The 21916-nt window shown below is 43.3% G+C and carries 18 protein-coding genes; all 18 read left to right on the top strand.

Annotation, left to right across the window (positions count from 1 at the left end; all coding sequences use genetic code 11):
• Positions 1 to 582 (top strand): BMC domain-containing protein (locus ACEW8F_RS01100; RefSeq protein WP_373481625.1); only part of this gene is annotated, 582 nt, incomplete at its 5' end.
• A gap of 141 nt (positions 583 to 723) precedes the next feature.
• Entirely contained in the window at positions 724 to 2121 is a 1398-nt protein-coding gene (locus ACEW8F_RS01095) for a hypothetical protein (protein ID WP_373481624.1), read from the top strand.
• Positions 2122 to 2256: 135 nt separating this feature from the next.
• Positions 2257 to 3993, top strand: a complete 1737-nt coding sequence (gene dnaX, locus ACEW8F_RS01090) for a DNA polymerase III subunit gamma/tau (protein ID WP_373481623.1) — start codon at positions 2257 to 2259, stop codon at positions 3991 to 3993.
• A gap of 81 nt (positions 3994 to 4074) precedes the next feature.
• Positions 4075 to 4419, top strand: a complete 345-nt coding sequence (locus ACEW8F_RS01085) for a YbaB/EbfC family nucleoid-associated protein (protein ID WP_373481622.1) — start codon at positions 4075 to 4077, stop codon at positions 4417 to 4419.
• A gap of 7 nt (positions 4420 to 4426) precedes the next feature.
• A complete protein-coding gene (gene recR, locus ACEW8F_RS01080; protein WP_373481621.1) occupies positions 4427 to 5032 on the top strand; it encodes a recombination mediator RecR in 606 nt (201 codons plus the stop codon).
• Between the two features lie 18 nt (positions 5033 to 5050).
• Positions 5051 to 6787: a phosphoenolpyruvate--protein phosphotransferase gene (gene ptsP, locus ACEW8F_RS01075; RefSeq protein ID WP_373481620.1), complete on the top strand. Its 1737-nt coding sequence runs from the start codon at positions 5051 to 5053 to the stop codon at positions 6785 to 6787.
• A gap of 25 nt (positions 6788 to 6812) precedes the next feature.
• Positions 6813 to 7076 carry an HPr family phosphocarrier protein gene (locus ACEW8F_RS01070; RefSeq protein ID WP_373481619.1) on the top strand — a complete coding sequence of 88 codons (264 nt, stop codon included), beginning with the start codon at positions 6813 to 6815 and terminating at the stop codon, positions 7074 to 7076.
• Positions 7077 to 7173: 97 nt separating this feature from the next.
• The gene (locus ACEW8F_RS01065; protein ID WP_373481618.1) at positions 7174 to 7554 is read left to right on the top strand and encodes a YtxH domain-containing protein; all 381 of its coding nucleotides are present in this window, start codon (positions 7174 to 7176) and stop codon (positions 7552 to 7554) included.
• 16 nt (positions 7555 to 7570) lie between these two features.
• Positions 7571 to 7927 carry a DUF948 domain-containing protein gene (locus ACEW8F_RS01060; protein WP_373481617.1) on the top strand — a complete coding sequence of 119 codons (357 nt, stop codon included), beginning with the start codon at positions 7571 to 7573 and terminating at the stop codon, positions 7925 to 7927.
• A gap of 160 nt (positions 7928 to 8087) precedes the next feature.
• The gene (locus tag ACEW8F_RS01055) at positions 8088 to 8408 is read left to right on the top strand and encodes an STAS domain-containing protein (RefSeq protein ID WP_373481616.1); all 321 of its coding nucleotides are present in this window, start codon (positions 8088 to 8090) and stop codon (positions 8406 to 8408) included.
• Positions 8409 to 8432: 24 nt separating this feature from the next.
• Positions 8433 to 8846, top strand: a complete 414-nt coding sequence (locus tag ACEW8F_RS01050) for an ATP-binding protein (RefSeq protein WP_373481615.1) — start codon at positions 8433 to 8435, stop codon at positions 8844 to 8846.
• A complete protein-coding gene (locus tag ACEW8F_RS01045) occupies positions 8836 to 9588 on the top strand; it encodes a SigB/SigF/SigG family RNA polymerase sigma factor (RefSeq protein WP_373481614.1) in 753 nt (250 codons plus the stop codon). Before ACEW8F_RS01050 ends, ACEW8F_RS01045 begins: the two co-directional genes overlap by 11 nt.
• Positions 9589 to 9687: 99 nt before the next feature.
• On the top strand, positions 9688 to 11766 hold the full coding sequence (gene fusA, locus ACEW8F_RS01040) for an elongation factor G (protein WP_373481613.1): 2079 nt from the start codon (positions 9688 to 9690) through the stop codon (positions 11764 to 11766).
• A gap of 133 nt (positions 11767 to 11899) precedes the next feature.
• A complete protein-coding gene (locus ACEW8F_RS01035; RefSeq protein ID WP_373481612.1) occupies positions 11900 to 12493 on the top strand; it encodes a xanthine phosphoribosyltransferase in 594 nt (197 codons plus the stop codon).
• The gene (locus ACEW8F_RS01030) at positions 12471 to 13310 is read left to right on the top strand and encodes a glutamate racemase (RefSeq protein WP_373481611.1); all 840 of its coding nucleotides are present in this window, start codon (positions 12471 to 12473) and stop codon (positions 13308 to 13310) included. Before ACEW8F_RS01035 ends, ACEW8F_RS01030 begins: the two co-directional genes overlap by 23 nt.
• 80 nt (positions 13311 to 13390) lie before the next feature.
• Positions 13391 to 14401: a tryptophan--tRNA ligase gene (trpS, locus tag ACEW8F_RS01025; RefSeq protein WP_373481610.1), complete on the top strand. Its 1011-nt coding sequence runs from the start codon at positions 13391 to 13393 to the stop codon at positions 14399 to 14401.
• Between the two features lie 316 nt (positions 14402 to 14717).
• Positions 14718 to 18080, top strand: a complete 3363-nt coding sequence (locus tag ACEW8F_RS01020) for a PD-(D/E)XK nuclease family protein (RefSeq protein WP_373481609.1) — start codon at positions 14718 to 14720, stop codon at positions 18078 to 18080.
• The gene (gene addA / locus ACEW8F_RS01015) at positions 18064 to 21798 is read left to right on the top strand and encodes a helicase-exonuclease AddAB subunit AddA (protein ID WP_373481608.1); all 3735 of its coding nucleotides are present in this window, start codon (positions 18064 to 18066) and stop codon (positions 21796 to 21798) included. The genes ACEW8F_RS01020 and addA overlap by 17 nt, the downstream gene beginning before the upstream one ends.
• The last annotated feature ends 118 nt before the right edge of the window (positions 21799 to 21916 follow it).

The raw sequence follows: 21916 nt of genomic DNA, 5'->3' as shown, positions 1-21916 counted from the left end.
TTAAACATTCACAGTATAGAAAGAAGTGGTATTTTGAAAAAAGCAGTTGGTTTTATGGAATTTAAGAGCATTCCAGTTGGTATAGAATCCACTGATGAAATGCTGAAATCCGCAAATGTTGAGCTGCTGATGGCATCACCTTTATGTCCTGGGAAATACGTCAGTATTATTGCTGGAGATGTGGGAGCCGTCGAGGCGTCAATAAAGAATGGGGCACATGTGGGTGGTATCCATATGTTAGAGTCTCACGTTATACCGAATATTCACCCCGATGTTTTACCAGCCATGTTAGGTGCTGGAGAGATTGGTGATGTGAAATCTATTGGTATTGTTGAAACGATTAATGCTATTTCTTCAATTTTGATCGGAGATATTTGTGCGAAAGCATCAAACGTAGAACTCCTAGAAATTCGAATTGCTAGAGGCTTGGGTGGAAAAGGCTTTGTATTAATCACTGGTGAAATTTCTTCTGTTAAAATGGCCATTCAAACGGCTCAAACAGAGATGGCAGAATCAAATCTCATTACGAGCTATTCTGTTATTGCATCTCCGCATAAGGATATTGCAAAAATATTGTTTTAACAAAAGATGAAAATTTAAATGTATAAAAGACAAATGGCTTCGGTCATTTGTTTTTTATACATCAAATTTCTATTTTTTATAAATGCTCCAAGGCCATTTATAAAAAATAGAACGACACTACGTCATATAAAGGAGATTGTCATGGCTCGAAAAAGTAAACCTAAATCACAATTAATAAAAGACACAGCTATTCAAAGTAGTTTGGATACATCGAATTCAAGTGAAGTGGGGAATGAAGAAGTGGGAAAATTGGATGATTTTATAAAAAAGGTTGGCAGAGTGATCGTGGGTAAAGAGGAAAATGCCGAAGATTTAAGTGACAACAATCCCCAGGAAATGAATAAAGCTAAAACATATGTGGATGCCCAGGTAAAAACAGAAGCAGATGAGAAAGATGAAGCGGAAGCGAAAGCAAAGAAAGAAGCTGAAGTCAAAGCCAAGGCAGAAGCCAAAGCCAAGGCGAAAAAGGAAGCAGAAGCAAAGAAAGAAGCAGAAGCTAAAGCCAAGGCGGAAGCAAAAGCGCAGGCAGAAGCAGAAGCCAAAGCAAAGGCAGAAGCCAAAGCAAAGGCAGAAGCAGAAGCCAAAGCAAAGGCAGAAGCTGAAGCAATAGCGAAGGCAGAGGCAGAAGCAAAAGCGAAGATAGAGGCAGAAGCTAAAGCGAAGGCAGAGGCAGAAGCCAAAGCGAAGGCAGAAGCAAAAGCAAAAGCAAAGGCAAAGGCAGAAGCAGAAGCAAAAGCAAAGGCAGAGGCAGAAGCAAAAGTGAAGAAAGAAGCAGAAGCCAAAGCCAAGGCAGAAGCAGAAGCCAAAGCAAAGGCAGCGGCAGAAGTGAAAGCGAAGAAGGAAGCGGAAGCCAAGGCAAAGAAAGAAGCTGAATTAAAAGCAAAAGCAGTCGCTGAGGCAGCGAAACAAAAAGAAAAGGAATTGGCAAAAATAGCTGCTCAGGGGAAAGCTGAAGCCGACAAAAAAGCGAAAGAAATAGCAGAAAAATCAAAGGCGCTTTTAGGAAAAGTTCACGAAAGAGCTAAATCAGAAGCTGCTGAATTGAAAAAGATCAAGGATGTTAAAATTAAATCGGAGCTCTTATTGGAAAAAGCCCGGACGAGTGCACAGGAGCACGCTGAAACGATTATTAAAACAAAAGAAGTAAAACAGAAATCGAAAGCTTTGATCGATAAAGTTCATAAAAAAGTTATGGAAGAAGCCGATACGCTTAGACAAAAGGCTGAAGAGAAGCATGATAAGCAGGAAGAAAGGCGGAAGACAGAACAGGAAGAAACAAAACAAGTTGAGCTAGTCAAAGAAAAAGAAGCTGAAGAACTTGTAAAAAGCAAAATTGAAGTTGAAGATCATTATCGTAGTGAAGTTAAAAAGAAAGCCAAAGAACTGGAAGAGATTACTGCTAAGGCTGTTGAGCGTGCAATTGCAAAAGAAAAGAAAGTGCGCGCCGAAATTGCTGAAAGAAGAAAGAAAGCTCATGCTGAAAAAGAACAGGTAAAAAAAGCAAAAAAAGAAAAAGATTTGCCATTTCACCTATTATAAAAGAAGAAGCTCCTTTTGCTAAGGAGCTTCTTTTTTATATCAATAACCCCTGGTCAGTTAGATGTTTTCGGCTATACAATTAATTAAGATTGTAATATAATAAAACTATTAAAAGTACAGGATAAAGAGGGAACTATGTCATATTTAGCGCTCTATCGAAAATATCGGCCGCAAACTTTCGACGAGGTTGTGGGTCAGGACAGTATTAATCGAATACTGAAAAATCAAATTAAATATAATCGAATCGGACATGCCTACATGTTTTCAGGGATAAGAGGAACAGGTAAAACCTCCTTGGCAAAAATATTCGCCAAGGCCATTAATTGTCCCAATGGTATTGATGGAAATCCATGTAATCAATGTGATGTTTGCCTCAAAATAGATCGCCCTGGAGTTATGGATATCATCGAAATAGACGGTGCATCCAATCGCGGGGTAGACGAAATACGTGAAATTCGGGAACGAATAAAATACCCGCCAACAGTGGGCGAGTATAAGGTGTATATTATTGATGAGGTTCATATGCTAACCAAGGAAGCATTTAATGCTTTATTAAAAACCCTTGAAGAACCTCCAGAACACGCCGTCTTTATACTGGCCACCACAGAACCAAATAAGTGCCCAGTGACGATTTTGTCCCGATGTCAACGCTATGAAATTCGTCCAATCCCTAAAGATTTAATTATCAAACAGATGAAAAAAATCTGTCAGGATATCCAGGTGAATATGTCTGAGGAAAGCTATGATTTTATCGCAACCCGGGGGGAAAACTCAATGCGGGATTCCCTCAGTTTATTAGATCAAATCATTGATCTTAAAGATGAAACTGGAAGTGTAGCTTTCAGTGATCTGCTGGCATTTACTGGAATGGCAGACAAACAAAGTGTCTGTGACTTAATTAAACGGATCATTTCTCACGACAGCGCCGGTGTTTTAACTTGCTTAAGAGAGTTGGTCAGCAATGGAAAAGATAATATCTTATTAATGGATCAGGTAATCGAATTTATGCGGGGGATTCTGATTGCGAAAACCGCAAAAGAGACGGCTAAAGAAATTTTACTATGTACCATTGAGGATTTTGCAGCCTATGAAGAATTAAGTGAGCAGCTGACATTTAATCAATTATATCAAATGATCAGTCAACTCATTGATGAAAAGAATAAACTGAAATACAGCAGTCTTCAGGGAATTATAGTGGAAATGGCGCTGTTAAAAATTTGCCTGGGAGATCAATTGCCACTTTCAACTACGATGGCAGAGATAGGCACACCAAAAAATGCGAGAACGCCTTTACCATCAATGAACATCCAGAGCAAACCGTCGATTGAAACAGTTTCATCAGATAAACAGTTGATTGATAACAGCCGATTAGAAACCGAATTTGAAGATCAGGAAGAGGAGCGATTCTCACTAGATGTTGAAGACTTTAAAACGATGTCTGAAAGTAAAGACGAGTTAGAACTATCTAGCCAGGAAAAAACGGTAAGTTCACCAATAGCAGATAGAATATCGAACACTGGTAGTCGTCATGATGAAATGAGGTTCTTTAAAATGCTCTGCGATGAAATAGGAAAAACAAACTCCGGTCAGGCGATGTTTCTAAAACGCGGGGAGCCGGCACTCGAGGATGAGAGACACCTGTCAATTGTTTATTCTGTGGAAAACAAGAACTTTTACCAGTTTGTTAATAAACCAGAGTTGATTAAAGGCTTCGAAACGGTGCTCCTTCAGAAGACAGGAAAACCCATTACTGTTGCAATTAAATTGGAAGAAGAAAATTTCAATGAACTTGATTTGGTCGAAAAAACCCTGCGAATCGTCAATGACGAGGCTGTAAAAGTAATCAAAACCGATGATAAACTAAAAAATTAGGTTAAAAAGATAGTGATATCCATTGACCATTAGTGTTATAATAATAAAGTTATTAAGAATAGTAAACTATTGGAGGACAGAATGGCAAAAAGAAAATTGCCGGCCGGAATGGGCGGCGGAAACATGAATAATATGATGAAACAAGTGCAGAAAATGCAACAAGATATGGCGAAATTACAGGAAGAACTGGAAGAGCGGGAAGTTGAAGCGACAGCCGGCGGGGGAGCTGTTAAAGTCGTGGCTACCGGTAAAAAGGCCATCTTGTCGATCAAGATTGATCCGGAAGTAATTGACGAAGATGACATTGAAATGCTTGAAGACCTGGTGCTGGCGGCTGTCAATGAGGCTCTTGTTAAAGCAGAGGACATGGTCAATACCGAAATGGGAAAAATTACCGGTGGCATGAATATACCGGGGTTAATGTAGGCCATCGATGGGCTATTACCCAAAAACCCTTGAGCGGTTGGTTCTGGAGTTGGGAAAACTGCCAGGCATCGGAGAAAAATCAGCTCAACGGTTAGCCTTTCACATTATCAACCTTACAGATGAAGAAATATCGAGTCTTTCCGAGGCATTAATATCAGCGAAATCAAAAATTGTCTTGTGCCAGAAATGTTTTACAATTACCGATAAAGAAATTTGTGATATTTGTGAGAATCCAAAGCGGGATCAGCAAACCATCTGCGTGGTTCAAACCAGCCGGGATATTTTCGCAATTGAAAAAACCAGAGAATACAACGGGCTGTACCACGTTCTTCATGGCGCCATCTCACCGCTGGAGGGTATTGGCCCCCAGGACATCAAAGCCCGAGAACTACTACTTCGGATTGGCGAAAGCGACATAAAAGAAGTTATCATGGCAACAAATGCTACCGTCGAAGGCGAAGCCACAGCCATGTATTTAGGCAACCTGATCAGTCCACTTGGCGTAAAGGTGACCCGTTTGGCTAAGGGAATTCCCATCGGCGCGGACCTTGAGTATACAGATGAAATCACATTAATTAAAGCCTTTGAAGGAAGAAATGAGCTAAACCTTTAAATAAAAGGAGAATTAAAGATGTTTGTTAAAGAAGGAATTATTGCTTCACCTGGTATTGTTATTGCTAAAGCACTTGTTTATGAAAAAATCCTGGTTGAAGTAAACAAGAATAAAATTGAAGACACCAAGTCAGAAATCGTTAAATTCCAGAATGCTATTCAAAAAAGCCATGAACAATTGGAAACGATTCGAATTAAAGCCGTCAGTGAGCTTGGTGAAGAAGAAGCTGCCATTTTTGAGGCCCATGCCATGGTTCTCGATGATCCGGAATTCGTGGAAGGCGTCGAAACAGAAATCAATGACAATCATTTGGGAGCCGATTATGCGGTTAAGATCATCACTGACCGGTTTTATGATATCTTTGATCAGATGGACGATCCGTATTTCAGTGCCCGGGCAGCTGATATTAAAGATGTGGGTACCCGGGTGCTTCATAATATTCAGGGGATCGTTCAGGCCGATCTGTCAAGTTTGGATGATGATGTAATTATCATTGCCGACGATCTGACTCCATCGGATACAGCACAGATGGATAAAAAGCGGGTGATGGGTTTTGCAACCAATATCGGAAGCAGAACATCCCACACGGCCATTATGGCACGCAGTCTTGAAATACCAGCAGTTCTCGGTTTATGTGATATCACTAAAACGGTTAAAACCGGAGATTTGATGGTCGTTGACGGACTGACTGGCAAGGTGTGCGTTAATCCTACGGATGAACAATTAGAATCTTACGGAAAAGATAAACAGAAATATCTAGATTATCTAAAAGAATTGGAAGAACTCAAAGATTTAGATGCCATTACGTTGGATGGTAGAAAAGTTGAATTAGTCGGAAATATCGGCGAGCCAAACGATGTGGTCGGCGTGTTGAAGAACGGTGGAGTCGGGGTTGGACTCTATCGAACTGAATTTTTGTACATGAATAGTGATGTGATGCCCAGTGAGGAAAAGCAGTTTGCTGCTTACCGTTCCGTGTTGGAAGCTTTTCCCAATGGACCAGTAATTATTCGAACCCTGGATATTGGTGGCGATAAAAAGTTGCCCTATTTACCAATGGATGAGGAACTGAATCCATTTTTGGGCTTACGGGCAATAAGGCTTTGTTTTAAAGAAATCGGTTTGTTCAAAATTCAGCTCAGGGCAATTTTAAGAGCCAGCGTTTATGGACATGCCCATATCATGTTCCCGATGATTTCATCAATTACCGAAGTCAGGCAGGCAAAAGCCATCCTTATGGATTGTATGAAAGAACTGGATAAAGAACAACTACCCTATGATAAAGGTGTTAAGATAGGGGTGATGATTGAAATTCCTTCGGCAGCCATTGCCGCCGATATTATTTCGAAAGAGGTGGATTTCTTCAGCATCGGCACCAATGATCTCTGTCAGTATACCCTGGCGGTGGACAGAATGAATCAGGAAGTGTCCTATCTGTATGATCCGTTTAATCCCGCGATTTTACGTCTGATTAAACAGGTTACGGCAACCGTAGCTGACAAGAAAGAAACCTTTTTCTCGGGGATGTGCGGTGAAATGGCAGGAGATCCTTTAGCAGCCGTGCTGCTGTTAGGATTGGGTCTCTATGAATTCAGCATGAGTGCCCTTTCAATTCCCCAGATTAAAAAGATCATTCGTAGTGTTCGTTATGAAGATGCAAAAAATATTGCGGACGCTGCGCTTGATATGGAAACCGGTGAGGAAATAATGGATTTTATTCAAGACTCAATGAAGAAATTGAATTTAAATATTTAAAAAAGAATAATTAGGAGGAATTACAATGGTAAAAAAAGAAGTTACAGTATTAAATGCAACCGGTTTACATGCTCGTCCGGCGTCCATGTTTGTTCAAACAGCGGGTAAATTCAAATCAAAGATATTCGTGATAAAAGAGGGAAACTCGATTAATGCAAAAAGTATTATGGGCATTATGGCCGGCGGGATTTCACAGGGAACAACCATCGAAATTCAGGCTGAAGGCGACGATGAAACCGAAGCAGTAGATGCCTTGGTGCAATTAATCAATGATAAATTTGGCGAATAGTTTCTTTGAAATAAAAAATAAAATAAATATCTGTTAATTAAGGGTATTTTGAGGTAAAATATAGTAAATATCACAATGAAGAATGGAGGAATTTAAAATGAGCAGTAGCAAATTATATTTTGTTGGCGGACTTTTTCTGGGAACCATCATCGGCGGGACGCTAGGGGTGTTATTGGCACCAGATGCTGGCGAGCAAACCCGGAAAAAACTTGCTGAAGGCACTGAAGAAGCCTTAGGCAATGCCTATGATCAAGCCGTAGAATATGGTGAAAATCTCAAAGAACAATTCCAGGACATGCAAGAGCAATTTACAGAACGTGTTAATGAATACAAAAACCAGATCGAAAGCAAAATTCAGGAAATTCAAGATGAAGTTGAACAGGATATTGCTGATTTAAACGAAGAACTGGAAGCCCTTGAAAAAGAAGAAACAGAATTATCTGAAGAATCTGAAGTTGCTGATAAAGAAGAAGCGTAAGGATTGGATGCTATAAATGATTACGTTAAATTTTAGCTTGTGGGAACTAGCGCTGTTATTAGTAGGGGTTGCTTTTGTGGTCGGAACGGTTTATCTGGTTAAGCTGTTTAAAAGTCTGGCAGCAACCTTTGACACAACCACGAAGCTTATGGAAGACAATCGTCTGGCGCTTCGCAGTATTATGGAAAACGCTGATGATATTACCAAATCGACTGCACATATTGCGGATAAGTCCAGTATGATGGTGGATGAGGTTGAATTGGCGCTAAATACCATCAAAAAAGATGTAATTGATCCAGTGGTAAAGGCCGCATCGGTATTAAAAAAAGGCTTGGGAGTTTTTCAAACCAGGAATAGAAACGATAAGATATAGGCCGTGGATTTCAGCCCTAGGCCCAATGACGGTGAACACCTCATTGGGTCTAGTTTTGGATTTATGAGAAGGCCGGCAGTTGGCGACCGCCTGCGAAATGAAAGCTCAGTGAATACAAAAGCTTTCTTTTCAAACAGATTAATTGTGAAATGGAGATTTTATGAACAGCAATAACATAATTGAAACGGGAAAAACCAGTATGGTCAGTATTAAAGGCGAAATCGACATTTATTCCATTGAAAAATTCAGAGCGTCAATTGAAAAAGAAATTATGACCCAGGCAACGCAAATTATTTTGGATTGTTCCGAGTTATCCTATATGGACAGCACCGGTATGGGTGTTTTAATCGAGTTGCGAAACAAATCAAAAGAAATGGGACAACGGATTATCATGATGAATCCGCGGCCCAATATTAAAAAGCTATTATCCCTTACCGGGGTCGATAAAATAATTGAAATTGTCGACAATCCTGTTAACTAAGCAAATTGAGAAGAGGAAAAAAGAATGGATAGTATAAAACTGACACTACCAACTAAACCAGAATATGTCAGCTTGGCACGTCTTACAATTGCGTCAGTAGCAAATAATATGGGCTTTTCCATTGGCGATGTGGAAGATCTGAAGGTTGCCGTATCTGAGGCCTGTACAAATGCCTTGAACCACAGTAAGAATCCAGATACAACCTATGATTTAACCTATGTTGTGGAGCATCAGAAATTGGTCTTTACGGTAACCGATCGAGGTGTTGGTTTTGAACCGGAGTCAGTGGCGATGCCTGATCTTAATGGCAAACAATTAGGTGGCTTTGGTTTATTTATCATCAAATCACTAATGGATAGGGTGGAAATTATTAGTGAGAGAGGATCCGGAACCTCAATTACCATGATTAAGAACCTATCGACGACCCATGAAGTATGAGCGAAAAATCAGTAAAGAAGATATCAAAAAGTTATTTGCCGAATACGAAGAAACAAGGGATCGGGACTTAAGAGACTTAATTATTGAAAATTATCTTTATATACCCAAAATTCTGTCACGCAAATATGGGCATAAAAGTGGAGATAATGAAGATATTTTTCAGGTTGCCTGCTTAGGCTTAATGTATGCGGTGGAGCGGTTTGATGTCAGTCGCGGCTATGAGTTTGATACCTTTGCTACACCTACAATTATTGGCGAAATTAAACGTTATTACCGGGATCGGGAATGGCTGATCCGAATCCCTAGGAAGGTTCAGGATCTCAATCGGGAAATTAATCAAACCCGGACAACCCTGGAACACAAGCTGATGCGGTCGCCAACCATCTCTGAAATTGCTGTTTATCTGGAGATCTCAGAGGAAAGCATCATCAAAGCCATGGAAAGCAGCAATGCCTATTATCCCAAATCACTATCGATGGAATACGAAAGCAATCAGGATGGCCAGGAGGTCAGTTTGATGGACTTATTGGGAAACCTGGATAACAACATGGAAAATGTAGAAAACATTGATCTTTTAAAGCAAAAAATTCAAGCGCTTAATCCGGTTGAACGGATTATTGTGGAACAACGGTTTTTCCGGGGTAAAACACAAAAAGAAGTGGCAGAATATATTAATAAATCCCAGATGACGGTGTCGCGAATTGAAAAAAAAGTGATGAAAAAAATAAAAGAGGATCTATAATAAATCTTTTTGTAGATTATTTTTTAGAAATATTATAAAATAGCCTTATACCAAAAAAACCAATTAAATCATTGGCAAAATAAGCGAGGGGGAAACAGCATGAAAACGTATCCAACAAAGAACATCCGTAACATTCTTATACTAGGTCACGGTGGGAGCGGAAAAACAACCTTGACTGAAGCATTGGCATTTAATGCAGGTGCCGTTGATCGTATGGGAAAAATTGACGAGGGAAATACCCTATCGGACTTTGATCCAGAAGAAAAAAGACGAAAGTTTTCAATTTCATCATCTATTATTCCTTTAGAATTTGGGGGACATAAGATCAATCTTATTGATGTGCCAGGTTATTTTGATTTTATTGGGGACGCTTTTGCGGCACTTCGGGTGGCTGATGCAGTTGTTATCGTCGTTGATGCACTGTCTGGCGTTCAGGTTGGAACCGAAAAAGCCATTGAACTTTTAGAAAAGGCAAATGTTCCGGCATTTATTGTTGTTAATAAGATGGACAGAGAAAACGCCACCTTTGCCAAGGTTATGGACGAATTAAAAGAAACCTTTGGCAATAAGGTCGTGCCCTTTGAATTACCAATGGGTGAGGGCGAAGAAATGAATGGTGTTGTTAACATCGTCGATATGACTGGTAGCGAGAGAAAAGAGAATCGTTGTTTTGATGTAGCCATCACCGACGAAATGAAAGCAGAATTGGAACCCTATCGGGACATGATCATGGAGTCAGTTGCTCAGACCAGCGAGAGCCTGATGGAAAAATATTTTGAAGGTGAAGAGTTAACCCGGGATGAAATCCATAGCGGCATTCGCAAAGGGGTTATCGATGGCGAACTGATACCGGTATTATGTACCTCAGCAACTCAGAACATCGGGGTTGAAACGCTCGAAAATATGCTCATCGAGTATCTTCCGTCACCTGGAGAAGGCAAGTTTGAGGTGGGTAAGGATCCCCTGGATAAAAAAGAAATCGAACGGAAATGCAGTAACAGCGAACCTTTTTCAGCACTTGTATTTAAAACGATTGCTGACCCCTATGTGGGAAAATTGTCGATCTTTAAAGTTATGTCAGGGGTTCTGGATCATTCCGTAGAAATATATAATGCAACGCAGGAAGTCAAAGAAAAAGCCAATCATATTTATGTCCTCAGAGGTAATAAACAGATTGAGGTTGAAAAACTGGAAGCAGGAGATATCGGAGCGTTTTCCAAGTTAAATGATACGGTTACCGGGGATACCTTAACCAGTGTCAAGGCACCGATTGTTTATGATAAAATTGAATTACCAAAACCAATTATTGCCATGGCCATTGAACCAAAAACCAAGGCTGATATTGATAAACTGGCCACCGGCCTGCATCGATTGGTGGAAGAAGATCCAACCATGACGGTGAGCCGCAATAAGGAAACCAAGCAAACCCTGGTATCTGGTTTGGGCGAAATGCATCTGGAAATTATTTCCCAAAAACTGAAACAGAAATTTGGCGTTGATGTTAATCTGGTTGATATGAAGGTTCCCTACCGGGAAACCATTAAGAAAAAAGCAACCGCAGAAGGAAAACACAAAAAACAATCAGGCGGCAGCGGTCAGTTTGGTCATGTCTGGATTGATTTTGAACCGGGAAGTGATCCCAATGCACCATTCCAGTTTGTCGATAAGGTAGTCGGTGGCGCAGTACCCCGGAACTTCATTCCCGCTGTTGAAAAGGGACTTGAATTATGTATGATTGAAGGAGTTCTGGCCAGCTATCCCGTCACTGGTGTTAAAGCGACTCTATATGATGGTTCCTATCATGCCGTGGATTCTGATGAAATGTCCTTTAAAATGGCAGCCACAGCGGCTTACCGAAAAGGTATGAAGGAAGCAGCACCAGTAATCCTGGAACCCATCTACCACATTGATATCACCGTACCCGAAGAGTACATGGGCGATATCATGGGCGATTTAAACAAAAAACGCGGTCGAATTATGGGTATGGAATCAGCATCAGGTGGAAAACAGCGAATTCTGGCGGAGGCACCTTTGGCAGAAATGTTTAAATATGCCACCGAACTGCGTTCCATGACCCAGGCCAGAGGCGAATTCGCTATGGAATTTGTCCGCTATGAAGAAGCTCCAATGATTATTTCAGAAAAAGTCATTGCCGCAGCACAAAAAGAAAAAGAATAATAGAGCTGACTTTAAAGAAAGGCGGGAAGAAATTCCCGCCTTTCTTTCTGCGACGAAGCAGAGCGGAATCGTGGTTGTCCAAATCCATAAGAGTATGTTATAATAATTCGATTAGGATACGAAGGAGCAGTCAATGGAATTATTAGAAAAAAAAATCAGACAAGAAGGTCGTGTCAAAGGCCAGGGAATCCTCAAGGTGGATTCTTTTTTAAATCACCAGTTGGATGTGGAACTATTTGAAGAAATGGGAAAGGCTTTTGCCAAACGCTTTGCCGGAGAGGGAGTCAACAAAATCCTGACCATCGAGACATCAGGAATTGCCATTGCAACCAGTACAGCCAGATATTTTGACTATTGTCCGGTGGTTTTTGGAAAAAAATATGTATCATTAAATTTAGACGAGGAAATCTATTCCAGTGATGTCTATTCCTATACCAAACAACAGGCCTATAAAATTATGGTATCAAAAAAATATTTAAGTCCGACAGATCGTATTTTAATTATCGATGATTTTCTGGCCAATGGCAAGGCAGTCGAAGCTTTAATTGATTTGATCAATCAGGCCGGTGCCACCCTGGTGGGTGTGGGTATTGCCATTGAAAAAGGATTTCAAGATGGTGGGGCGATAATCCGTGAGCAAGGAATCGCGCTGGAATCTTTGGCAATCATTGACGACATGAGTGAGGAAAAAGGAATAACCTTCCGTGATCAATCAGGAAAGAAGTGAACAGATGGACAACAATGGACCCATTGGCGTCATCGATTCGGGCATCGGTGGTTTTACCGTACTGAAAGCACTTCAAGACCGACTGCCCAATGAAAATTATCTCTATTTTGGCGATTCGATGCGAATGCCCTATGGTGAGCGGGAAAATGATGAATTAATCATGCTGGCCAATACCATTATCAGCGATCTGGAAAATAGAGGGGTTAAAGCCGTGGTTTTAGCCTGTAACACCCTTTCTTCCCTGATTGTCGAACTGAGCGCCCGGGTGCCGCTGTTTAGTGTCATCGAAGCCGGCGTCCAGGAAACCCTCAACTGGCGGGACCGGGGCCTGGTGGGGCTGATTGCCACCACGGCAACGGTTAAAAACCGCGGCTATGAAAAAGAACTGGAGCTTTGGACCAAAGAGGTCGAATACATCGCCCAGGGAACCCATACTCTGGCCAAGGTGATCAACGATGGCCAGGGTGATTTGAAAATTTTGAAAAACAATATCCGAGAAGCCGTTGAACCGATTTTATTAAAGGGCATCAAAAAAGGCATCGTCATCGAAGAACTGTTACTGGGGTGTACTCACTTTCCGATTGTGTCGGTAACGATCCGGCAGATGTACCCAGAACTTGAGCTGATCAACCCGGCCAATGGCCTGGTCCGGCAATTAAACAAACACCTGACCGAGTTTGACTATTTCAACACTCAGGACGAAGTGGGACGCACCAAAATTCTCACCACCGCCGATTATGATATTTTCGAACGGATGATCAAAGAATTGGAAATCGATTGTTATTCTCTGGAAATGACAGAATTGAAATTACCATAAACCAGCTAAGTGTGGTTTAAAAAAGATCATGGCTGTTGATATAAACATAGAATGAACAGCCATTAGAATAAGGAGTAGCTATGACAACAGAAGCACCAGTAAAAAAAATAGTATATAGTGGCATCCAGCCATCGGGAACCTTTACCATCGGCAATTATTTTGGCGCGATGAAAAACTGGGTAAAGATGCAGGAGGATTACCGTAGTCTTTTCTGTGTGGTGGATCTTCATGCCATCACCATGCCTCAAAAGCCGGCCGAACTACGCAGACGAACCAATGAATCCATTGCGCTGCTGTTAGCCCTGGGTATCGACCCCGAAAAATCGATTCTTTATGTTCAATCGATGGTGCCCGAGCATTCGGAACTGGCCTGGATTTTAAACTGTTCAACCTATATGGGCGAACTCAGCCGGATGACCCAATTTAAAGATAAATCTCAAAAACAGGGTGAAAATATCCGGGTTGGTCTTTTTGACTATCCAGTCTTGATGGCTGCGGATATACTGCTTTATCAAACTGATTTAGTGCCAGTGGGCAATGACCAGCGTCAGCATGTGGAACTAGCTCGGGATATCGCCATTCGTTTTAATCAGAATTTTGGTAATGTGTTTAAGGTGCCAGAAGCTTATTTTGGCGAATCCGGAGCCCGCATTATGAGTCTTCAAGAACCGGGACGGAAAATGTCCAAATCGGATGAAAACACCAATGCCTTTATCTCATTGCTGGATGACTCCAAAACAATTGTCAAAAAGTTTAAACGAGCGGTCACCGATTCGGATATGGCCGTTTATCATAACCGCGAAGAAAAACCTGGGGTTTCCAATTTAATGGAAATCTATTCCTGTGCCACCGGAAAAAGCCTGGATGACATCACCCGGGAATTTGATGGCAAGGGCTATGGCGATTTCAAGCTGGCCGTCGGCGAAACCGTCGCTGATACGCTGCTGCCGGTGCAAAATGAGTATCACCGGTTGTTGGGTGAAAAGGCTTATCTGGAACAGATCATGCATGTTCATGCCGAAAAGGCTTCCCAGATTGCCTGGAAAACTCTGTCAAAGGTGCGTAAAAAAGTTGGCTTTGTGACCGTATAATAAGGGTTCGATGTGATGTTGCCGTACCGACCAATTGTTAATCTGTTGTTTGCTGCACCATGCGAAATCCGCTAAGCTCCTTTCGCATTGGTCGCGGGCAGTCGCCAACTACAAGCAAGCTTGTGATTGGCTCGTTGCCTGCACGCAGAATCGGACAGGCTCTGCCGTGTCCGCTCTGAAGCAAACAACATGATGTAACAATTATCGGTACTACGTGTCTCTATCGACAGTTTTGATCACCATCTTTTAAAAAGGGATGGTGATTTTTTAAAATAGCGGATAATTAGTGGTGTGAAAATTGAGAAAGGAAAAACGGATGGGAATTACAATGATCGTGGGCCGACAATCTCAGGTTTTGAGTGAGGCGGTTTATCACCAGATCGGTGCGGCGCTTTCTGCGGGTAAAGTAAAACTCTATTTAATGGTTCCGGAACAGTTTACCCTCGGTGCCGAAGAAGCGCTGATCAAAGCCAATCAACTGGCCGGGCTGCTGAACGTGGAAGTATTGAGTCCCAAACGACTGGGGAACCGGGTGCTTCAGGAAACCGGCGGGCTTACCAAGACCTATATGGACAGCCACGGGAAAAATATGCTGCTCCAAAAAACTCTGGGGGATATTCAGGAAGAACTGACTATTTATCGTTCCAGCGTTAAAAAGCCCGGCTTTCTGATCAGTATTTCGGATCTGATTGGTGAACTTAAGCAGAATGAGATTGCCCCGGAAAATTTGGAAGCAACCAGAAAGACCTTGAATCAGGGAATCATGCCTCAGAAATTGGGGGATGTGATCAAAATATATACTCATTTTCAGGAATTGTTGGGAAATGATCGTAAAGATGAAGAAGACTTTCGCAATTTTGTCTGCGAGAAAATACCAACGGCAGAATTTCTGCAGAATAGCGAAATCTGGATGGATGGTTTTCAGAATTTCTCAGCCCAGGATTACCGCATGATTGAAAATCTGCTGGAAACGGTCAAAGAAATCCACATAGCCCTACCCTGGGATCCCGATCCGACAGCACGTGATCAGGAAGTTTTTCAACTAACGGCCAACACCATGGACAACCTCAAAGAAATTGGTGCCAGAGCGCAGGCTTCATTTAAACTGGAAAAGCTTTCCCGGCAAAATGAACAAAAGCAAAAAAGTCTGGAGCTGACTCATCTGGAGGCTAATCTCTTTGCCTATCCCAAGCTGGAATACCAACAAGAAGTCAATCAAATCAGTCTGACCCAATGCCAGAATACCTGGGAAGAGGTAGAAATGGGCGCCCGCCAGATTCTTAAGCTGATTCGGGAAGAAAAGCTGTCCTTTCGGGATATCGTGGTTTTGGCCGGAGATCTGGACGAATACGGCAGCATCATCAAGCGTATTTTTGCCCAGTATCAGATTCCCTATTTTATGGATGATCTGCGTGCCATCGGGGATAACCATCTGGTCGAAGCAGTCGTAACAGCGTTGGAGGCGATCCAGAATAATTACCGGCTCGATGATGTTTTCGGTTTTGTGAAAACCGGATTTTCACCGATTACCTTGTCAGAATGTGAAGATCTGGAAAATTATGCCCTGGAGTTTGGGATCCGCGGAAAACAATGGGAAAAGGAATTCACCAAAGTCAGCCAGAATCCGGCTCTGGATCTGGATAGCCTTAATGCGCTGCGGATTAAACTGATGACCCCGCTAATCCGGCTCAAAGCCGAGCTCAAGACCGGCCGAAGCTGTCAGGATTATACCAGAGCGCTCTATGAATTTTTAGTGGTGATTAAAACCCCGGAAAAAATAGATGCCCTGGTGGAACAGCTTTCACAAGCCGGTAACTATGAAGCCATGGAAATCTATCACCAGATCTGGAATATCCTGATGGAAGTCTTTGATCAGATTGTCGAAACCATGGGAAATGATGAAGTGACCAGTGAAGAATACCTGCGGATTTTAAAAAGTGGCTTTCAGGGCTATCGTCTGGGAATCATTCCGCCCTACCGGGATTATGTTAGCATCACCGATTTACGCAGGAGCCGCAGCTCGGCCTTTGAGGTACTGATTGTCTTTGGTTTAAACGAAGGGAAAATCCCGGGGACGGGCAGTGAGCCTAACCTTTTCTCAGATCTGGAACGGCAGATTCTCGGCGCTCACCAGATCCGGCTGCAAAACAATCGCAGTTTTCAAATGGATCAGGAACGGTTTCTGGTTTATGATCTGTTAACCAAGCCTAAATCCCAGTTGGCTCTCCATTGGGCTTTAGCCGACATGGAAGGCAATAGCCAGCAGCCCAGCATTCTGCTGAGCCAGATTGTGGGGATCTTTCCGACGATCGATATTTTATCAACCCTTAATGATGGGGTGGCAGCATTCTGGAATACCCTTAGCACGCCCGATGCGACCCTCTGGCATCTGGTCAGCCATCTTCGTAATAGCCAAGCCCAGGCCGGTTCGGAGCGACAGCCGGAAGAGGCCTTGTGGGCAGCGGTACAAGACTGGTATCAAAACAACCCGGATTACCAGCAAATGATCGGCAATCTGACTGAAGCTCTGAACTATTCCGGGGTTTCTCAGGCCATGACCGGTGCGGAAGCTGCTGTTCTTTACGGAAAAAACCTACGTACCAGTATTACCCGCTTGGAAACCCACCGCCAATGCCCCTTTTCCCATTATGTCAGATACGGCTTAAAACCCGAGAGCCGGCCTATTTATAATATTGCTGCCCCAGAAATCGGCACCCTGCTCCATGAACTGATCGACGGCTTTTTTCGGGAAGTCCATGACCAAAAACTGGATCTGCGCACCCTACCTAAAAATCAGCGCGATACCTTGCTGGAAGGGGTAATGGAAAGCTGTCTGCCACAGATAAAAACCAACGTCTTTAACAGCACCGGACAAAATCAGTACCTGGGAAAAAAACTGGAACGGGTCGGTAAAAAGTCCATTGATATCCTGGTACAGCAGCTATGTGCCGGGGATTTTGAACCCCAGGCCACCGAGTTCAGCTTTGAACAGGAGATCAGCCTGCCGGATGCAAAACTGGGCGAGGTCAAGATCTATGGGAAAATCGACCGGCTGGATCTCTATGAAAAAGACGGTCATACTTGGGTCAAGGTGATCGACTATAAAACGGGCAGTAAGAAACTGAGCTATGATGATATCTATTATGGCCTTTCGCTGCAATTGCTGGTGTATCTGGATGGGGCTATGACAGTTATTGATGCCGAGGATATCCTGCCGGGGGGAACCTTCTACTTTTATGTCGATGACCCGATGCCGCGGTTGGATTTTGGCGAAAATGTTCTGGCGGCCATTAATAAGTCCTTTAAACTCAATGGTCTGCTGCTGGACGACGAAATGGTTATTGCCGCCATGGATCATGACGCCGACGCCAAAACATCGGATATTCTACCGGTTTACCGATCGGAATTTAAGCTGAATCGAGAGGAATTTGCGGGTATCATTGACTATGTCCGTAAAACCGTGGTTCGGCAGATCAAAAACATTTATGAGGGCGATATTAAAGTTAGGCCTTATAAAAAAGGCCATGACTATGCTTGTCAGTATTGTGATTACAAGGGTATCTGCCAGTTTGATGACGCGATCACCCGCGGTGGTTATGAGGTGCTTAACGCAACGATGAAGAAAGAACAGTTTTTTACATTAATCCAGGAAGGTGTAACCAATGAAATGGACCAGTGATCAGTTAAAAGCAATCGAAAACCGGGAAACCAACATGCTGGTTTCAGCCGCTGCCGGATCAGGTAAAACAGCCCTGCTGATCCAGCGGATTATTCGGATTATCCGAGAAGAAAAGGTGGGCGTCGATGAGCTGCTGATTCTGACCTTTACCCGGGGCGCCGCCGGAGAAATGAAAAATCGTCTCAGTCAGGCTCTGGCTCGGGAACTGGAAAACCCCGAAAATGATCGCAGCTTTTTAATGAAGCAGATGAATATTTTAGGGGGCGCTTCGATTTCCACTCTTCATTCCTTTTGCCTCAGCGTTTTACGTCAGTATTTTCATAAGGGTGACATCGATCCCGGCTTTGCCATTGGCAATGATACCGAAATCGCGCTGATGCTCAAAGAGACCCTGGAAGAGGTTTTTGAAGACGAATACCAGCAGGCCATCACCATGAAAAATAGCGCCCAGGAAAATAATGCTCAAAACAACCCGGAACAACCGGATCAGAACCCGGAAAAAAATCAGAAAAATAACGAACCGGCCATTGATTTTCTGGATCTGATCGAAAAATACAGCGGCAATAAGAATGATCAGGCCTTAAAAGACACGGTCGAAACCTTGTATCGCTTTCTGGCCACTCAACCCAACCCCGAAAGTTGGAGCCACCAGGCCTTGGCGCTGTTTGATTGTGATCAAAAAAGCCTGGAAGCCTCGGTGTGGGGAAACTCCTTAAAAAAAATCATTGAAACAGAGCTTCAGGGCGCCCTGGATTCGGCCATCAAAGCCAGTGACATCAGCGCTGCTGGGGGTTTTGAGAAAACTCATGAGCAGATGAAAAGCGAAGTGCTGATGCTGGAAGCACTGGAAAAAGTAATCCGAGACGATCTGGTGCAGGGGCTGGAAACCTTGAAAACCCTGAGTTACGAGCGCTTCAAAGGGGCGGCCAAAGAGGATAAGGAACGTAATGAGCAGATCAAAAAATATCGGGATGAAGCCAAGACCAGTATCGCCAAACTGCAGAAACGTTTTGCCATCAATATCGATGAAATGGTGCAGGAGCTGAATGATCTACAAAAACCGATGGCCGATCTGGTGATACTGACGCAGAAATTCTGGACCGCCTTTCAGGCCAAAAAAGCCCAGAAAAACCTGGTCGATTACAATGACCTGGAACAGCTGACCCTTAAAATTCTAATGGATCCACAAGTAGCCGATGAGGTTCGCGCCCGCTATCGCTATATTTTTCTGGACGAATATCAGGACACCAATGAAATGCAGGAAACGATCCTGCAGCGGATTGTGCGGGATAATAATTATTTTATGGTCGGGGATGTTAAACAGAGTATCTACCGGTTTCGGCTGGCCGATCCAACCATCTTTATCGGCAAGTATGAAAGCTTTGGCAAGGATGAAAACCCCAATAACTGTCTGGTCACTCTCAATCAGAATTTCCGATCCGCGCAGGGGGTGATCAACAGCGTCAATGCCATTTTTGAGAAGGTCATGAGCACCGGGCTGGGGGAAATTAATTATGACGAACAGGCTCGGCTCAATAAGGGTCTGCCCCACGAAGGAGCCTATCAAAAAACCGAAATCCATATCATTGAAGAGCAAAAAAAGGAAGCGGATGCCGGTGATCTTCAGGCTTTTGACGAAGATGACCGTGAAGATCTAACCGCAGTCGAAGTTGAAGCCCGGTTTGTCGCCAATCAAATTCAGTCGCTGGTGGGAACAACTTTTTTTGATACCCGCCATAATCAGGAGCGAGCCATTAACTATGGTGATTTTGGGGTGCTGATGCGGAGTGTTGCCGGAAGAGGGGATGTTTATCTCAAGGTGTTTAGTGAAATGGGGATTCCCACCTATTTTGATGGCGGCACCAATTACTACGAATCGCTGGAAATCACGATGATTTTAAACCTGCTGAACCTGATGGATAACCAGCATCAGGATTTGCCGTTGTTGAGTATTATGACTTCGCCGATCGGCAATTTTAGCACCACCGAATGTACCCGGCTGCGGATTGCCCATCCCCAGGGATTCTTTTATCAGGCGGTGGAAGCTTATTGTCGGGAAGAGGGCGATGAACTGTCCCAAAAACTGGGCGGCTTTTATCAAAAACTGACTGCTTGGCGGTATCAATCCAAGCTGATGGCGGTGGAAGATTTTCTCTGGAAAATCTATCTGGAGTCCGGCTATTACGCCTTTGTCGGCGCCCTTCCTGGCGGCGAACAGCGGCAGTGCAATTTGCGAATCTTGTTGAAGCGAGCCGGGGACTATAAAAAATCAACTTTAAAAGGACTGTATCAATTCATCCGCTTTGTCGAAAACATGAAAAAACACAAACAGGATATTTCACCGCCAGCGATGGTCAGCAATCATGAGGCAGTGGTACGGCTGATGACGATCCATAAAAGCAAGGGGCTGGAGTTTCCGATCGTAATTCTTACTGGTGCCGGGAAAGGTTTTAACAAGCGTAGCAATTACGCGCAGGTGTTATTCCATAAGGATTTGGGAATCTGTCCTGACTATGTCAATCTGGAAAAACGGTATAAGCATAATTCCCTGGCTAAAGAAGTCTGCAAGGCGCAAAGCAATATCGAAATGCTCTCTGAAGAAATGCGGCTGCTTTATGTGGGGATGACTCGAGCCGAGGAAAAACTGGTGATTGTCGGAACGGTTAAAAACCGCGATAAAGCCTGGCAAAAATGGTATAACGAGCCCGACGAGTACCACCTCCTCAATGCTGCCAGCTTGCTTGACTGGGTGATGATGGGCGTATTGGCTGGCCGCGATCCGGCGCAGAGCAATCTGGAGTTGGCAGATTTCAACATTGCTTACCATCAGGCTGATCAGTTTACTGACAAGCGGGATCTGGAAGAGCAGCGGGACAGCGCTGAGGCGTTATCAGAGAGCGACGAGGGGAGCGAGAACCCTGAAGCAGTACCGGAAAAGCCCACAATCAGTATTTCACAAGCTGACCGGGCGGCCATTCAGCAGCGGCTGGATTTTCGCTATCCGGCCAAAGCGGAGAACGAACTTCCCAGTAAGATGAGTGTTACCGAAATCAAAGAGTATCAAAAAGGGGAGGGGTCTGATCAACAGGAAAAAATCAGAACGCTTTCAAAGAAGCAGGAGAAGCCCAAGTTTCTAGAACAAAAACAGACTGATTTCACCGCTGCCCAACGGGGATCGGCGCTCCATCTGTTAATGGAAGTGGTCGATTTAAAACCAATCCGGGACGAATTGCTAAATAATGGCCAGTCAGCCTTGCCGCTGTTTCTGGAAAAATATCTGGCCCACCAGATTGAAGCGCTGATCCAAAAAGAATTTCTGCCAGAAGCACTGGCCCGAACCATCAGCGTTGATAAACTGATCAGCTTTTATACCTCACCCCTGGGGATCAGGCTGTTATCAGCCGAAAAAATCAGGCGGGAAATTCCCTTTAACTATGGCTACGCACCGGCTGAGATTCGGGCGGAATGGGTCGATATTTCAGAAAAGATTATCGTTCAGGGGATCATTGACTGTGCCTTTATGGAAGACCACCAATGGGTCATTATCGACTATAAGACTGATTATTTTAAAGACGCTCGTCTGCGGGAGGAAATAATTAGTGGCTACGCGATTCAGATCAATCTTTATGCCAAGGCTCTCACTGCATTAACCGGTATCCCGGTGAAGGAAAAAATAATCGGGCTGATTACCATGAAAGAAAATATCAGCATCCAGTGATAGGATGAATTATTTTAACAGTGATTGGGTGTTTTCTTAATTAAAACATGGTAAAATATTAAAAACGACCATGTTTAAGCTTAGGCGCATACGACGTCAAACTACAGTCAGGCTTTTG

It is taken from the genome of Acetobacterium sp., from assembly GCF_041752335.1.
GTDB lineage: Bacteria > Bacillota > Clostridia > Eubacteriales > Eubacteriaceae > Acetobacterium.
The sequence above is the reverse complement of the archived record's forward strand: the minus strand, read 5'-3'. Positions and strand labels throughout refer to the sequence as shown.